The organism is Streptococcus sp. HMSC10A01 (genome assembly GCF_001807785.1).
GTDB lineage: Bacteria > Bacillota > Bacilli > Lactobacillales > Streptococcaceae > Streptococcus > Streptococcus gordonii.
On sequence record NZ_KV790983.1, the window covers coordinates 418,848 to 433,122 of the forward strand.

The following is a 14,275-nucleotide window of genomic DNA, read 5'->3' on the forward strand; positions in this document are numbered from 1 at the left end:
ATAGTTCTTTTTATTCAAAAAAATCAAGTTATTTTTGGAATTAGCTTAAGATCTTTACTTTGATAAAACCTTTTGTAAAAAATAGCCAAACCAGGTGAAATTTATAAACACTTTATCAACTGCGAATAAGTTCAATCATCCTATTCCTTAAGATATGCAAAAAAAAGGGAGGATAAAGTGATTGATACTTCTTAAATAAAAAGTGAAAACAAGACCAAAGTATTTTTTGAAATCTTCCCTAAATCAATAAAATGAGGAGACTGATTCTCTATTTACGAGAAACCATGGCAATAAAGCCCAGTTTTTCTTGATTCTTTTGGAACATCTTAAACATCTTCATAAATTGGCTGTAGTTCTCTTTCTTAAGAGCATTGAAGCAAATTTTCAGAGTTCCACCAAGTCCTTCGTCATATATCATTCCTCGAAGGCTCATCAAGCTCATTTCGCCGACAAAGGTATCTACACGATCAAACGAGTGAGATCGCGCCAACTGAATCCAAGATCCTTCTGTCAACGGACCAACATTGACATTAATTGCGCGAGACAGCTCTTCCCGGACATTCTCATCTCTTTGCTTGAGCATGACGTCGTGGGTGAGGAGCACTCCGCCTGGCTTCAGCACCCGGTAGTACTCATCCATACATTTGGCTTTTCCTTTCTCCGTCTGCATGGTCAGCATGGCTTCATTGATAACAATATCAAAAGAATTGTCATCATAAGGCAGCTTCATGGCATTAGCCTGCTCAAATGTGACGAGCTCACCAACACCAGCCTTGTCTCCATTAAGCTTAGCCTGAGCCAGCGCAGCCTTATCCAAATCAACTGCAGTAATCTTGCAGCCATATGTTTTAGCCAGCTCGATTGTTGTGGTCCCCATATTGCAGGCAACCTCTAGAACTTTCTTATCGCTGGAAAACTGCCCCTGCTCAATCAGCCAGTCGGTTGCCAGCTTACCGCCGGGACGAAGGCGTTTCTTTCCTAATTTTGCTAAAAATTTATGACCTGCTTCTGCCATGATCCATCTCCTTAGTCTAACCAACACCATTATACCACTATTATGAAATTTTCTGACATTTCTAATAATAAAAAATCTCTCTACCTGAGATAGAAAGATTTAGAAGTTATTAGATCATTTGAACTACTAAGCGTATTAGAGCAACTAAAATCACGCCACAAACCACTGTCAAAATTAAGTTTTTATACTTAAATGCTATGTAAGTTGTTGGAAAAATCGCTAGCAAATCCAGCCATTTAAAACTTGGCAGCTGACCTGTTTTAGCATTGGTGACACTGGACAGGATAAGAGCAAAGATAATGGAAACAGGCAGATATTTGAGGAAACGCTCTGCCATAGGCGGAAGCCCCTTGTACTTGACTAGGATAAAGGGTAAAACCCGCGGAATCCAAGTGACTAGGGCTGACAAAAGAATAGCCAGCAAAATATACTTACTTATCATCCAAAATCACCCCCACCGTACAGCCTAGCAAGGTTGCAAAAAGCACCGCCAGCGAATTTTGAAGTAACATAGTTAGGACTAAGTAGGCAAGGCCCACAACACCCAGAACTAAAAAGAGCTTCTTTATCTTGACCCGTCGCAACATGATTGTAAACTGAGAAGAGAAAATACCAATAAACATTGAGACTAGGGCAAAATCCAGGCCAAAGCTTTCAGGATTGGGCAGAAGGGCGCCTAGGGCCGTCCCAAAAACAGTTCCCACAATCCAAGAAGCATAACTCATGAAATTGTTCCCCATCATCCAGCTAGCAGCAATCTCTTTTGTATGCACCTGCTCCCCCATCAAAACTCCATAAGATTCATCCGTCAAAAAAGACCCAATGACAATATTCTGCATCAAGCTAGACTTCCGAAAAAAAGTTGACGCATGCAGACAGAGTAAAAGATGTCGAATATTAATTAGAAAAACAGTCAGTGCGATGACTAAAACCGGCGCCTGCTGAGCAAATAAACCAATCATGGCAAACTGGGCACTGCCGGCATAAACCAGAATACTCATTACCCCCATCTCCAAGGGATTCATATGAGGTGCCGCCATGATGCCACAAGCTAGACCAATTCCAATATAGCCCAGAGCCGTTGGCACTGCCGCTTGTGCCCCTTGTTTAAATGTCTGTCCGCGCATTCTTCTCCTTTACTCCATCGTTTCAAAAGCCAGACTCGGCTTAGCATTCAGATCCAAACTGGCAAAATTCTTCTTATTCCACTCGCTGACACTAGCATAAGCAATCATACCAGCATTGTCACCGCAAAGGCGAAGAGGCGGAATAATCACCTTAACATCCTGAATCTCAGAAGCCAAGCGTTCTCTCAGCCCTTGATTGGCCGCAACACCGCCCGCCACAACTAGAGTCTTGACTGGATATTTTTCCAGTGCTTTCTTAGTCTTGGCCATGAGAATATCCATAACCGCTGCCTGAAAGCTAGCAGACAAGTCTTGATTAGACAAAACCTCTCCTTTTTGTTGGGCATTGTGGTGCAGATTGATAAAGGCTGACTTGAGACCGGAAAAAGAAAATTCCAGATTGTCTTCCTTGATCATAGCCCGCGGAAAATCATAAATATCCTGTCCTTGATGAGCCAGCTGATCAATCTCCCGACCTGCTGGATAGGTCAGGCCTATAACGCGACCGACTTTGTCATAGGCTTCACCGACCGCATCATCTCGAGTTTCCCCCACAATCTTATAGTCACCAGCCTGACTGACATAGACCAGCTCAGTATGGCCGCCACTGACCAAAAGAGCCAGCAAGGGAAATTCCAAGGGTTCCACGCTCTGGGCTGCCATCAGATGCCCAGCCATATGATTGACTGGAATCAAGGGAATATCATGAGCCCAGGCAAAGGACTTGGCCGCTGCTAAGCCAACCAAAAGCGCCCCAACCAGACCTGGACCGTAGGTAACAGCCACAGCTGTGACTTGCTCCTCGCTAATCCCTGCTTCTGCCAAGGCCTCCTCAATACAAACCGTAATAACTTCCACATGGTGGCGACTGGCAACTTCCGGTACCACTCCGCCAAAACGCTTGTGGCTCTCAATCTGGCTGGCAATGACATTGCTCAAAAGCTCAGTTTCATTCTTCAGAACTGCCACACTGGTCTCGTCACAAGACGTCTCAAAAGCTAAAATATATCTATCTTTCATGGATCTCTCTTTTCATGACAATCGCATCTTCCACCGGCGCATGGTAGTAGGCCTTCCGCCGTGCGATTTCTTCAAATTTTTCTTTTTTGTAAAATAGCAGAGCTGGCTTGTTGGACTCCCTCACTTCGAGGAAAATTTCTTTGTCTGCTGGCAAAAAGTCAAACAAGGCTGTCGCGATTTTCTGCCCCTGATAGCTAGGCAATACAGCAATCTGCAGGACTTCTGCTTCAAAGTCTGTCTCCTGCCAGACTAAAAAACCAACAAGCTGACTCCTATCTTCTGCTAGCGCACAGCTGTTCACATCCGAACGCAGAACCTCTGCCACTTGGTTCGCCGTCCAAGGGCTGACCTCATAGACTGCAAGTAAGAGCTGTTCCAGCCCTTTTGCGAGAGTTGCCACGTCCACATCCGAGCTAGCGCTCCTTTTTTTCATCTCAATCATAGGCGCTGAATGTAAGAATCGCTGGATTCCTGATGGGTCTTGAGCCAATTTTCCTCGGCTTCTACTCGCTTGAGGTAGTTAGGGACAAAATCATGAATGGACTGGGCTGGCAAGTCTAGACCGAGACGACCAATAGTTGCTGCGTCTGGTAAGGTCGGCTGAATGGCAGCCTGAGGAAGAGCATCTTTGATCTGCTCCGTAAAAGCTGTCGCTTCTCCGACAAAGGTGACTGATTGGTTAGCAGCTCCAGCCATTTCCAATACCTCTGCCAAAGATAGATGAGCTTCCGGCCTTACAGCCTGACCAGACTGGTAAAAGCCAGCATAGACATTATTGCGGCGGGCATCCATGATGGGAATGACCAAGCCTTCTACCTGCTCTGGGACTAGAGCCAGTAAACTAGACACACCGACCAGCTCAATTTTGAGGGTATGCGCCAAAGTCTTGGCTGTCGCCACCGCAATTCTCAGACCTGTGTAGCTACCCGGTCCCTGAGCTACTACGATACGATCCAAATCCTTCGGTTTCATGTCCAAACTATTCATGAGAAAATCAATAGCCGGCATAAGGGTGATGCTATGATTTTTCTTGATATTGAGCGTTGTCTGAGCCAACAGATGCTCATCTTCTAAAATAGCTAGAGACAGTGCTTGATTAGAAGTATCAAAAGCTAGTAATTTCATTCTTATCTTTTCCTTACTCGATTGTCTGCCTTATATTATACTACGAAGAGAGGGATTTTCCAACTTCTTTCCCCTTTAGGTAGAAGGGAAAAATGAAAACGGCTTCCTCTTCTTTTTGGATTTCTAACTTTTACTAATACCGTATTTTATGATATAATTGTTATAATTGTAACGAACCAAGATTAATCTATTACCCAGAAAACTAAATATAAAAAAACAGCTGATAACTTGGCTGCATGTTTGTTGTAGATTAATCGTGAAATGAAAGGAAATAGAATGATTTATAAAGTTTTTTATCAAGAAACAAAAGACCGTAGCCCACGTCGTGAAAACACTCGCTCTCTTTACTTGGAAGTTGAAGCAAATAACGAACTCGAGGGACGCATTAAAGCCCGTAAATTGGTTGAAGAAAATACTGATTACAACATTGAATTTATCGAACTCTTGTCTGACAAACACTTAGAATACGAAAAAGAGTCAGGCACTTTTCAAGTAACGGAGTTTTAAACCATGTCCTATACTTTAAAACCAAAAGAAGTTGGCGTTTTTGCCATTGGTGGTCTAGGAGAAATTGGTAAAAACACCTACGGAATCGAATATCAAGACGAGATTATTATCGTTGATGCAGGTATCAAATTTCCAGAAGACGATCTTCTAGGGATTGACTATGTCATCCCCGATTACTCCTATATTGTAGAGAATATCGACCGTGTCAAAGGTGTTCTTATTACTCACGGTCACGAAGACCACATCGGTGGTATCCCATTCTTGCTTAAACAGGCTAATGTACCTATTTATGCTGGACCTCTGGCACTAGCCCTTATTCGTGGCAAATTGGAAGAGCACGGACTTTTACGTGATGCCAAACTCTACGAAATTAACCAAAACACTGAACTGAAATTTAAAAACCTTAAAGCAACTTTCTTCCGTACGACCCACTCTATTCCAGAGCCTTTAGGAATTGTGATCCATACTCCTCAAGGTAAGATTGTCTGTACTGGGGACTTTAAGTTTGACTTTACTCCAGTCGGTGAACCAGCTGACCTGCATCGCATGGCAGCACTAGGTGAAGAGGGAGTCCTCTGCCTCCTCTCTGACTCGACCAATGCTGAAGTTCCTACTTTTACTAATTCTGAAAAAGTGGTCGGACAATCGATTATGAAGATTATCGAAGGTATTCATGGACGCATCATCTTTGCCTCCTTTGCCTCAAACATCTTCCGTCTTCAACAAGCTGCAGAAGCTGCGGTAAAGGCTGGACGCAAGATTGCGGTCTTCGGTCGATCTATGGAAAAAGCGATTGTTAACGGGATTGAATTAGGCTATATCAAGGTTCCTAAAGATACCTTCATTGAGCCAAATGCTATCAAAGACTACCCTGCTAGTGAAGTCCTGATTATGTGTACCGGAAGTCAGGGTGAGCCTATGGCAGCCTTGTCACGTATTGCTAACGGTACTCACCGTCAGGTTCAGCTACAGCCTGGAGATACAGTCATCTTCTCATCTAGCCCTATCCCTGGTAATACGACTAGCGTTAACAAGCTGATTAATATTATCTCTGAAGCTGGTGTAGAGGTTATTCATGGTAAGATTAACAACATCCACACCTCTGGACACGGTGGTCAACAAGAGCAGAAACTCATGCTCCGCTTGATCAAGCCAAAATATTTCATGCCAGTCCATGGTGAATACCGTATGCAGAAAGTCCATGCAGGTCTAGCCGTTGATACTGGAGTTCCAAAAGACAATATCTTTATCATGAGCAACGGCGATGTGCTTGCTCTGACAGCTGATTCTGCCCGCATAGCTGGTAGCTTCAATGCCCAAGATATCTATGTCGATGGAAACCGCATTGGTGAAATCGGTGCTGCAGTCCTGCGCGACCGTAAAGACCTATCTGAAGACGGTGTGGTACTTGCTGTCGCAACAGTTGATTTTGAATCGCAAATGATTCTAGCAGGCCCAGATATTCTTAGCCGTGGCTTTATCTATATGCGAGAGTCTGGTGATTTGATTCGCCAAAGCCAGCGTCTTCTTTTCAACGCTATCCGCATTGCCCTCAAGAATAAAGATGCCAATATCCAGTCTGTCAACGGTGCTATCGTCAATGCCCTTCGTCCTTTCCTTTATGAAAATACTGAGCGCGAACCAATTATTATACCGATGATTTTGACACCTGATGAAGAAAATTAAAATAAGCTTTGCCACTTGGGCAAAGCTATTTTTTTGTTTTATTTTTTGTCCTAGATGCATGCTTGATAATCCAAGCGCAGCTCGGACTCAGCTCTTCCTCCTGCCAAGCTCGGATGATACTCTCAAATTTTTCAGGATCTTCTTTATATAAATCATTCAGATTATTAGCAACACTTTTTTGGATTGATTTATCCCTATCATCCTTTAGATTCCTTAAAACAGCGGTAAACTCATCAAAATAATCTAAGACCACCATTTGCTTCTTAGCCCATGGTAGACGGATTCGCATACACTCGCTGGCTAATCTGCGGACACGCATGTTCTCATCTTTACTCCACGCCAGCAGTAAATCCATTGTAGCTTTAGGATAATTAGCTAGCAAGGGTCGCATGGAAAATTCTCCGGTAAATCGCTTGGTTAACTCCTTACTGAAGGCTGCACTCAGCTCGAATTCTTGACCTCCGTAAAGTTCTACGTATTTGCCAATCGGCCACAACCAGTACCCTTCTGAAAACATCCCCAAGCCGCCCTCTAACTCTGGACCAAGTATCTGCTCAAAAACCTTAAGAGAATCAGCATAAGAAAGCGGCAAGCATTCTTTGATACTCTTTGCCAGCAGCTCCTGACGCTGAGTAAATTCCAAAGCCTCTAAGTCGCTTTCTATTAGAGACATAAAATGCTGAGGATCAAATTTATCTGTTACCTCTTGCAGGCGCCTACTCAAATCCTCCGCATAAATCAAATCATAATAATCTTTAACCTTTTTTGCCATGATTTTTAAATCCTCTTAAAAGATTGCTTATCGCATCTCGAACTCCTGCTTCTCCCTCTTTCTCCGCCAGATAAAGAGACAACTCGTTCAAGGCGCCTGAAATCATATGAGCCGCCATATCCAGATCAATAGAGATAAGCTTCCCTTCTTTAGATAAAGTGTCTAATTGCTCTCTCAAATGAAAGAAAGAATTAGCCTCGTCCTGACTGCGCCACTCTTTCCACTCAACAACATTAGGTCCATCAAGTAAGAGAATGCGTTTATTTTCTGTCAAAGTCGCAAAACGAACAAAAGCCACACAGCCTTCCACCAATTGCTCCCAAGAATCGTGTGCTTCCAGAGCGTTTTGTTCTACATATGACCCCAGTTCGGACTGAATTTGTGCCAATACGGCAGTAAATAAAGTTTTCTTATTTCCGAAATGATGATAAAGTGCGCCTCTTGTCATTCCCAGCTCATCCACAATTTCCTCCAAGGAAGCTTCTGCATAACCCTTTAAAGAAAAATGTTTCCGGGCGATAGCTAATATTTTCTTGCTTGTCTCTAGAGAAGCCTGCTGTTTTTTATTCATCTTCACTCTCCAAATAATTTGCCACAAACTCAGCACTAGGCGGAATGACTTGAATGACATCAACCAAAACAGAACCCGGCGCTTTCACAATGAAATGGCGCTGACCAAAATCTTCACTCTTAATGGGAAGAAGGAACTCCATTTCTTCTTGCTGACGCAATTTTTCATAAAGACAATCCACATTGTCAACTTCGATATTGATGATTAGGCCACTCGCCTTAGACTGGTAGGCTTGTGGCACTGTCCCATGCTTACTATCAATAAAAGCAAGCTCAAAACCACTCTCGATATTCTTTAAACTAATATACCAATCTGAACGGAAAGTTTCCTGAAATTGGAAATAATCAATAAAGAATTGTGCAGATTGATGGACATCTTCACTCATTAAAACTGGATATAAACTAGTAATCATTTGTTCTCCTTTTCTTAAGTTTCATTTTAACATACATTCAGTATGTATGCAAAATTAATGTTTAAAAACAGAAGCCAAATTGACTTCCATCTATTTAAGAAAAACTCAGCCTAATCTCTTAATCAAATGATATTTGGTAATGCCCTTTTGTGGGACATCTGCTAGACTGGCGTAGATTTCATAACCTTGTTTGAGGTAAAAATCCTTGGCCTGATAGGATTTGGTGGATAAGGTAATACTAGTTGCTCCTGCTTCTGCAGCCTTTTCTTCTAGTTCTGTCAATAGAGATGCTCCCAAGCCCTGTTTTTGATATTCCTTATCTACCACCAAAGCCTTGATATGAATATTTTCCAGCACCTGTTGGGCATGGAGCAAGGCAATTAATCGATCATCCTCCTTCCGCGTCAGATAATAATCTCTGGGCTCTAGTTTTTCAAGCATATCTGAACCAAAGCAGACTTCATATTGCTCATCAAAAACCCGCTTAATAAAATCATCAAATTTTTCCATCTTACTTCTCCTCCACGAAAAAGCAGGGGGACTTTCAGACCACCTGCTCTATCATTAATATAAATCTAAGTAGTTATCAATTTCCCATTGCGAAACAAAGGTTGCATAGCTAGCCCACTCGATACGTTTAGCCTCTACAAAGCTAGTATAGATGTGGTTTCCAAGGGCATCCTTGACGACTTCATCCTCAGTTAGAGCCTTGATAGCATTGTGTAAAGTTGAAGGAAGGTCTGTAATACCAGCTTCCTTTCGTTCTTCTGCTGACATAACATAAATGTTCTCTTCAACAGGAGCTGGTGCCTGAATCTTATTTTCAATTCCGTGAAGACCCACTTCAAGAAGAACAGCCATAGCAATATAAGGGTTAGCCATAGGGTCTACAGAACGCAATTCCAAGCGAGTTCCCATACCGCGAGATGCTGGCACACGAACCAAAGGAGAACGATTTTGCCCTGCCCAAGCGATATAAACTGGTGCTTCGTAGCCAGGAACCAAACGCTTATAAGAGTTGACGGTCGGATTCATAATAGCTGTATAGTTGTAGGCGTGTTTGATCAAGCCACCCAAGAAATAGTAGGCTGTATCCGACAATTGCATACCTCTTGGATCCTCAGGATCAAAAAAGGCATTTGTCCCATCTTGATTAAAGAGAGACATATTACAGTGCATACCTGAACCAGCAATACCAAACTTAGGTTTGGCCATAAAAGTAGCATACAAGCCATGCTTACGAGCTATGGTCTTAACAACTAGTTTAAAGAGCTGGATTTTATCACATGCACGTAGAACTTCATCATATTTAAAATCAATTTCGTGCTGACCAACAGCTACTTCATGGTGACTAGCCTCAACTTCAAATCCCATACTTGTCAAAACATTGACAATCTCTCGGCGGGTGTTATCAGCCAAGTCTGTTGGAGCTAAATCAAAATAGCCTCCTTTATCATTCACTTCTAAAGTAGGATCTCCATTTTCATCCAACTTAAAGAGGAAGAATTCTGGCTCTGGTCCAAGATTAAAGGATTTAAAGCCCAGCTTCTCCATGTGCTTGAGGGCGCGTTTTAAGTTGCTACGCGGATCTCCCTGGAAAGGAAGACCTTCTGTCGTATAGACATCACAAATTAATCCTGCAACGCTACCATTTTCATCTCCCCAAGGGAAAACAGTCCAAGTGTCCAAATCTGGATATAGATACATATCCGATTCGTTAATCCGAACAAAACCTTCAATAGAAGAACCGTCAAACATAGCTTTGTTAGATAATACTTTGTCTAACTGTTCATCTGTTGCAGGGATTTCCACATTTTTCATTGTTCCCAAAATATCTGAAAACATAAGACGGATAAAGGTAACATTTTTTTCTTTAACTTCGCGCTTGATATCAGCAACTGTAATAGGCATGGTGATCTCCTTATGGAATAAAACAATAGTTATGGTCGTTTTAATTGACCAAATGTCGGCACAGAGGATGCAAATCTACTTTGTTGGACAATGTCGTTGTGTAGTGCACGACGAACATCTTTTTCGCTCACTGGTTTTTTGGCCATTGCTTCACGTTCAGCATACTTACGCTTGATTGCAGCAATATTATAACCTTCAGAAATATAGTCTTTTATTTCCAGCAAGCGATCCATGTCATTTAGGGAATACATGCGACGATTCCCTTCTGTTCGCTCAGGTGTAATCAGCTGCTGATCCTCATAATAACGAATCTGCCGAGCCGTTAAGTCTGTTAATTTCATAACGCTGCCGATTGGGAAAACTGCTAAATTACGACGCAGTTCTTTTTCTTTCATTACATCCTCCTTTCGTAAGATATGAAAATTCTAAAAACTAAAAGAAAAACAAATTAGCAAGCCTGCTTTAATGCGAGCAAGTGATAGCAGAAACAATTACTTTTCTTTTCAGATAAAAAGGATTGCTAATCATTCTTTCTAAGTTTTTAGTACGGATCCAATTCCTTACTTGTATGGCAAGTATCAGCAAATGAAGCAAAAACTTCACTCTTCACTAGCCAAGATTACCACTATTATATTCCTAAAGATTTATCCTGTCAAGAAGGAATGTTACTTTTTCTGACATATTCATTTGCTTTTCTCTTTTCTAAAAAAAGAACGCAGGCGATTAATGTCATAATTTACTAACATGGCAACGAATACACCAAGAAATGTCTCAAAAATCCGGGCAAATACGTAAACAATCGTATCCCCTTCAGAAACCGACAGTGTAATAATCAAGAGAGCTGATACCCCCCCAATTACTCCTGCTTTATTGTTCATGGCAACATTGGTCATAATAGTTAGCATGGTACAAATCGGAACAAAAAGCAAGGTGACCCAGAGCTGATCTTGAAAAACCTTATTGATGAGGAAAAAAATCAAGGCATAAAAGCCACCGATGCTATTTCCTAAGATACGAGAAGTACCAAAATGCACGCTCTTATCAAAATCTTCCCGCAAGCTAAAAACTGCTGTCAAAGCTCCTATCTGCAGGCCACCCCAGCCAAATAGACTAAACATCAAGAGAATGATAAAAACCGCCAACCCTGTCTTAAAAGTCCGCATTCCTAATTTGAATTTCGATTTATCAAACTTGTACTTGCTAAAATAGTTCATTCCTGACCCTCTTTCAAATCAAATTACTTTCATTCTAACATATTTTCCAACAAAAAGCCTTCTTGTTTGCAACGTCCTCTCATTCTCACCCTCTATATCCTATCTTGAAAAATAAAAAAGATCTAGAGCAAGCTCTAAATCTTCAATCAAATTAGTTTGGATAGATATACGTTACATTTCCCAAAAATTCATTGGGGTTAAAATAACCGCGATAATTATCAATTTGCTTTTGACGATTATAATTAGCTTCTAGCACTTGGATTGTACCGTCGCTCTGAACGTCTGTAACATAAGCAACGTGACCATATTCTCCCCCGTCCCAAACAGCGATTGCGCCTACTGTCGGAACTGTACCAGTAACATAACCTTGATTGCTGGCATTGATAGCCCAAGTATTGGCATTCCCCCACCAGTTGCTTGCCCAAGGAGCTAATTCCTTAACACCCCAAGTACATTGTCCGATTGGATAAGAGTTACCATAGTCAGTAGGGGTATTTAAAACAACATCATCTACATCAGATACCAAATCAGCATTATTGCTCACACCATAGCCTGAATTTGCATAAGTAGAAGTAGCGCCGTCCACTTCCAAAACATCACCTGGGTTGATTGTATCAAAAATAGATTTGCCATTTTTCGCAGCTAGATCATAAGGGCTCATTCCGTGAGCACTAGCAATTCCAAAGAAAGAATCACCTTGTTGCACAACATAAGAATCTGCATGTGCAACTTGAAGACCAGCTATAGCTGAAAGAGCTGTAGAAGCAACCACAAGAGCTGTTTTAATAAATATTTTTTTCATAAAATGATTTTCTCCGCAAAATTTGATGTTAGCATAATCATACCTTATTTAGATGTCAGTTGTCTTATCCCAATATTTTGAAATGATTACAAATTCTATATATTTCTGATACATAAATTATATAGAAAGTAGAAAAGAAATAAGGCCGGAACACTGGGTTCCAGCCTTACAATCTACGGAGTCTTAAATTGACGACTCAGTATAACTGACATAACATCAAAGATGAAATCAGTCCAAGCTATTTGATTAATCTTCTTTGCGTTTTGCTAGACCTAATCCTAGGAAACCAACAAGGGCAGCCAAGCCTAAGTAAGGCATATAAGTCGCATCATTTGTTCCTGTATTCGGAAGTGTTGTTAATTCTTTGCCAACAGAAACAGGAATTGGTGCTGAAGGATCTTCAACTTTTGGACTAGGAACTTTTGGTTCTTTTGGTGTCTCAGGTTTGTCAGGATCCTTTGGTTTTGGCGTTGGAATTGGTGTCGGTTTGTCTGGTGTTCTTGGTATTGGAGTTGTTGTACGTACTGTGTTAGATGCATAAGCAACCTTATTAACAGTATTTACATAAGTATTTTCAAATGTTCCAATAGCAATTCTGCGCATTTGAAGGTAGGTTTCAGCTTGGAATGGTGAATCCAAACTAATCTTTTGTAAGAAGTCTTCCTTGAAACGAACAGTTACAATACCATTTGTAGCATCTGTTTCAGCAGTTGTTTGAGAGGTTAGATCTGTACCTGCCTTAATCACTGAACCATCTTTCATTGTCAAGTTCAGAGAGCTGAATGTCTTGTAATTACCAGTATACTGATCACCAGCTTGGTCATAATCATCCACAAAGCTGTAATCTTCTAATTCCTCTGAATGATTTTGTGGAATGAGGCCACCAATCAGACGATAGTTAAATGTTTGATACAATTGAATTGTTTGACCATCCAGATTTTCACTAGTTGGATCTAGACTCACTGTTACGTCTTTTTTCGGTGTGATTTTCGGTACGTTGTTAACCACTACTTCTGTAGCATAGCCATTTCCAAAATCAATTTGATAGGCCTTGTTTTCATACTTACCACCTGTCTTACCAAATTCAGACTTAACAGTCATCGGATCTGTAATGACTAGTGATGTTCCAGTTGCTACGTATTGCTTGTAAAATTCTTCTGGATTATCAGCAGAGAAGAGTTGGAAAGCACCCTTAACAGTAATGTTAGCTTTCTTCAACAAGTCTTGAACTTTCTTAGGAGCAGCTTCTAGACTGTCATATTGTTGAACGCTGACACCTGATACTTGATTTCCTTTTTCATCTGCAACCTTAACCAAATCAGGGCGAACATCTAAAGCTTCCTCTGGATAATCATCTACGTAGTAGAAGCCGTTTTGGATTGCTTCCTTAGAAGATTTATCACCTTTATATTGATCCAAATCCCATGTTAATTCGTAGTAGTTGGTTGAACCAGCTAAAACTTCTTTTCCATCGATATTAAGGCCTTCTTTATTCTTATTTACTTTCGTTGGCTTAATATAGTTGTTATTTGGATTATCAGGATCATTTGGTTTACCAGGAGTCGTTACACGAACAACATTTGACTTAATACCATAAGCATCATTGACTGTCAAAGTGAAGTTATTCGTATAAGTTGCCCCATCGTTCAATACTCGACCAACAACCGTTGGATGAAGAGTCTCAACAGGTTTAGTTAAGTCAGCATTGTATGTTGCCAATGTCTCATCAGTCGCCTTAAAGGTTACAGTATGACTGGCTTCATCATAAGTTGTATCAAAGCCTGTACTTGCAGCCTTAGTTGCATCCAAGTCAAACTTATAACCAGTTGGTAGCGGATCTACCAATACAAATGAAGTAGTTTTTGGACGTCCAGCTGTCAACGCTTCAGTTTTCAATTCAAACTTAACAATTGACTGTTTAGCAACCAATGTCCGATCAATATCTACACCATCCTCATTCTTAATTTCTTTATTAATCTGAGGCTGAGCTAATAAACTGCTATAGTGGAAATGAACTGTCGGTACAACTGGTGGAGTCGGCAACTGCTTAGGAGTTGGTGCTAGCGGTGGAGTTGGCAATGGATCATATGTTGGCTCTTCCGGTTTTGACGGC

Annotated in this window: 17 protein-coding genes; 2 read left to right on the top strand and 15 right to left on the bottom strand. The window is 41.2% G+C overall.

The genetic code is table 11. The features are described from left to right. Positions 1–268 precede the first annotated feature (268 nt). From HMPREF3108_RS09110 to tsaB, 6 genes are all read right to left on the bottom strand, one after another. Positions 269–1,015, bottom strand: coding sequence for a class I SAM-dependent methyltransferase (locus HMPREF3108_RS09110; RefSeq protein ID WP_070494330.1), 747 nt, complete (start codon positions 1,013–1,015; stop codon positions 269–271). 109 nt (positions 1,016–1,124) lie between these two features. Further along, positions 1,125–1,457 (bottom strand): AzlD domain-containing protein, encoded by a 333-nt coding sequence (locus HMPREF3108_RS09115; protein ID WP_060553168.1) that lies wholly within the window; start codon positions 1,455–1,457, stop codon positions 1,125–1,127. Next, on the bottom strand, positions 1,447–2,142 hold the full coding sequence (locus tag HMPREF3108_RS09120; protein ID WP_070494332.1) for an AzlC family ABC transporter permease: 696 nt from the start codon (positions 2,140–2,142) through the stop codon (positions 1,447–1,449). The genes HMPREF3108_RS09115 and HMPREF3108_RS09120 overlap by 11 nt, the downstream gene beginning before the upstream one ends. A 9-nt stretch (positions 2,143–2,151) precedes the next feature. Continuing rightward, positions 2,152–3,162 (bottom strand): tRNA (adenosine(37)-N6)-threonylcarbamoyltransferase complex transferase subunit TsaD, encoded by a 1,011-nt coding sequence (gene tsaD / locus HMPREF3108_RS09125; protein ID WP_070494334.1) that lies wholly within the window; start codon positions 3,160–3,162, stop codon positions 2,152–2,154. Further along, positions 3,152–3,604, bottom strand: coding sequence for a ribosomal protein S18-alanine N-acetyltransferase (rimI, locus tag HMPREF3108_RS09130; protein ID WP_070494336.1), 453 nt, complete (start codon positions 3,602–3,604; stop codon positions 3,152–3,154). The genes tsaD and rimI overlap by 11 nt, the downstream gene beginning before the upstream one ends. After that, on the bottom strand, positions 3,601–4,287 hold the full coding sequence (gene tsaB / locus HMPREF3108_RS09135; RefSeq protein WP_045772717.1) for a tRNA (adenosine(37)-N6)-threonylcarbamoyltransferase complex dimerization subunit type 1 TsaB: 687 nt from the start codon (positions 4,285–4,287) through the stop codon (positions 3,601–3,603). Before tsaB ends, rimI begins: the two co-directional genes overlap by 4 nt. Positions 4,288–4,563: 276 nt before the next feature. Between tsaB and HMPREF3108_RS09140 the strand changes: the two genes are divergently transcribed. After that, the gene (locus HMPREF3108_RS09140; RefSeq protein WP_045634421.1) at positions 4,564–4,794 is read left to right on the top strand and encodes a DNA-dependent RNA polymerase subunit epsilon; all 231 of its coding nucleotides are present in this window, start codon (positions 4,564–4,566) and stop codon (positions 4,792–4,794) included. 3 nt (positions 4,795–4,797) lie between these two features. Continuing rightward, positions 4,798–6,480 carry a ribonuclease J1 gene (gene rnjA / locus HMPREF3108_RS09145; RefSeq protein ID WP_061584690.1) on the top strand — a complete coding sequence of 561 codons (1,683 nt, stop codon included), beginning with the start codon at positions 4,798–4,800 and terminating at the stop codon, positions 6,478–6,480. Between the two features lie 25 nt (positions 6,481–6,505). Here the strand turns inward: rnjA and HMPREF3108_RS09150 are convergent, their stop codons facing one another. The 9 genes from HMPREF3108_RS09150 to HMPREF3108_RS11005 form a co-directional block, all read right to left on the bottom strand. Further along, positions 6,506–7,252, bottom strand: coding sequence for a DNA alkylation repair protein (locus tag HMPREF3108_RS09150; RefSeq protein ID WP_070494338.1), 747 nt, complete (start codon positions 7,250–7,252; stop codon positions 6,506–6,508). Beyond that, on the bottom strand, positions 7,236–7,823 hold the full coding sequence (locus tag HMPREF3108_RS09155) for a TetR/AcrR family transcriptional regulator (RefSeq protein WP_070494340.1): 588 nt from the start codon (positions 7,821–7,823) through the stop codon (positions 7,236–7,238). The genes HMPREF3108_RS09150 and HMPREF3108_RS09155 overlap by 17 nt, the downstream gene beginning before the upstream one ends. Continuing rightward, a complete protein-coding gene (locus tag HMPREF3108_RS09160; RefSeq protein WP_061584693.1) occupies positions 7,816–8,235 on the bottom strand; it encodes a VOC family protein in 420 nt (139 codons plus the stop codon). The genes HMPREF3108_RS09155 and HMPREF3108_RS09160 overlap by 8 nt, the downstream gene beginning before the upstream one ends. A 105-nt stretch (positions 8,236–8,340) precedes the next feature. Then, complete coding sequence (locus HMPREF3108_RS09165) at positions 8,341–8,745, bottom strand: GNAT family N-acetyltransferase (RefSeq protein WP_070494342.1); 405 nt, start codon at positions 8,743–8,745, stop codon at positions 8,341–8,343. A gap of 54 nt (positions 8,746–8,799) precedes the next feature. Then, on the bottom strand, positions 8,800–10,146 hold the full coding sequence (gene glnA, locus HMPREF3108_RS09170; RefSeq protein ID WP_070494344.1) for a type I glutamate--ammonia ligase: 1,347 nt from the start codon (positions 10,144–10,146) through the stop codon (positions 8,800–8,802). A 29-nt stretch (positions 10,147–10,175) separates the two neighbouring features. Next, on the bottom strand, positions 10,176–10,541 hold the full coding sequence (locus HMPREF3108_RS09175; RefSeq protein ID WP_070494347.1) for a MerR family transcriptional regulator: 366 nt from the start codon (positions 10,539–10,541) through the stop codon (positions 10,176–10,178). Between the two features lie 288 nt (positions 10,542–10,829). Continuing rightward, positions 10,830–11,360, bottom strand: coding sequence for an FUSC family protein (locus tag HMPREF3108_RS09180; RefSeq protein WP_008808233.1), 531 nt, complete (start codon positions 11,358–11,360; stop codon positions 10,830–10,832). A 151-nt stretch (positions 11,361–11,511) separates the two neighbouring features. Next, complete coding sequence (locus tag HMPREF3108_RS09185; RefSeq protein ID WP_048778114.1) at positions 11,512–12,162, bottom strand: COG3942 and LysM peptidoglycan-binding domain-containing protein; 651 nt, start codon at positions 12,160–12,162, stop codon at positions 11,512–11,514. 246 nt (positions 12,163–12,408) lie between these two features. Beyond that, positions 12,409–14,275 (bottom strand): SspB-related isopeptide-forming adhesin (locus tag HMPREF3108_RS11005; RefSeq protein WP_256262236.1); only part of this gene is annotated, 1,867 nt, incomplete at its 5' end.

Coding starts and splice junctions, on each gene's coding strand:
- HMPREF3108_RS09120 (WP_070494332.1), bottom strand. CDS start 2,142: ATGCGCGGACAGACATTTAAACAAGGGGCACAAGCGGCAGTGCCAACG.
- HMPREF3108_RS09175 (WP_070494347.1), bottom strand. CDS start 10,541: ATGAAAGAAAAAGAACTGCGTCGTAATTTAGCAGTTTTCCCAATCGGC.
- HMPREF3108_RS09160 (WP_061584693.1), bottom strand. CDS start 8,235: ATGATTACTAGTTTATATCCAGTTTTAATGAGTGAAGATGTCCATCAA.
- tsaD (WP_070494334.1), bottom strand. CDS start 3,162: ATGAAAGATAGATATATTTTAGCTTTTGAGACGTCTTGTGACGAGACC.
- HMPREF3108_RS09180 (WP_008808233.1), bottom strand. CDS start 11,360: ATGAACTATTTTAGCAAGTACAAGTTTGATAAATCGAAATTCAAATTA.
- HMPREF3108_RS09155 (WP_070494340.1), bottom strand. CDS start 7,823: ATGAATAAAAAACAGCAGGCTTCTCTAGAGACAAGCAAGAAAATATTA.
- HMPREF3108_RS09140 (WP_045634421.1), top strand. CDS start 4,564: ATGATTTATAAAGTTTTTTATCAAGAAACAAAAGACCGTAGCCCACGT.
- HMPREF3108_RS09165 (WP_070494342.1), bottom strand. CDS start 8,745: ATGGAAAAATTTGATGATTTTATTAAGCGGGTTTTTGATGAGCAATAT.
- rimI (WP_070494336.1), bottom strand. CDS start 3,604: ATGATTGAGATGAAAAAAAGGAGCGCTAGCTCGGATGTGGACGTGGCA.
- glnA (WP_070494344.1), bottom strand. CDS start 10,146: ATGCCTATTACAGTTGCTGATATCAAGCGCGAAGTTAAAGAAAAAAAT.
- HMPREF3108_RS09110 (WP_070494330.1), bottom strand. CDS start 1,015: ATGGCAGAAGCAGGTCATAAATTTTTAGCAAAATTAGGAAAGAAACGC.
- tsaB (WP_045772717.1), bottom strand. CDS start 4,287: ATGAAATTACTAGCTTTTGATACTTCTAATCAAGCACTGTCTCTAGCT.
- HMPREF3108_RS09115 (WP_060553168.1), bottom strand. CDS start 1,457: ATGATAAGTAAGTATATTTTGCTGGCTATTCTTTTGTCAGCCCTAGTC.
- rnjA (WP_061584690.1), top strand. CDS start 4,798: ATGTCCTATACTTTAAAACCAAAAGAAGTTGGCGTTTTTGCCATTGGT.
- HMPREF3108_RS09150 (WP_070494338.1), bottom strand. CDS start 7,252: ATGGCAAAAAAGGTTAAAGATTATTATGATTTGATTTATGCGGAGGAT.
- HMPREF3108_RS09185 (WP_048778114.1), bottom strand. CDS start 12,162: ATGAAAAAAATATTTATTAAAACAGCTCTTGTGGTTGCTTCTACAGCT.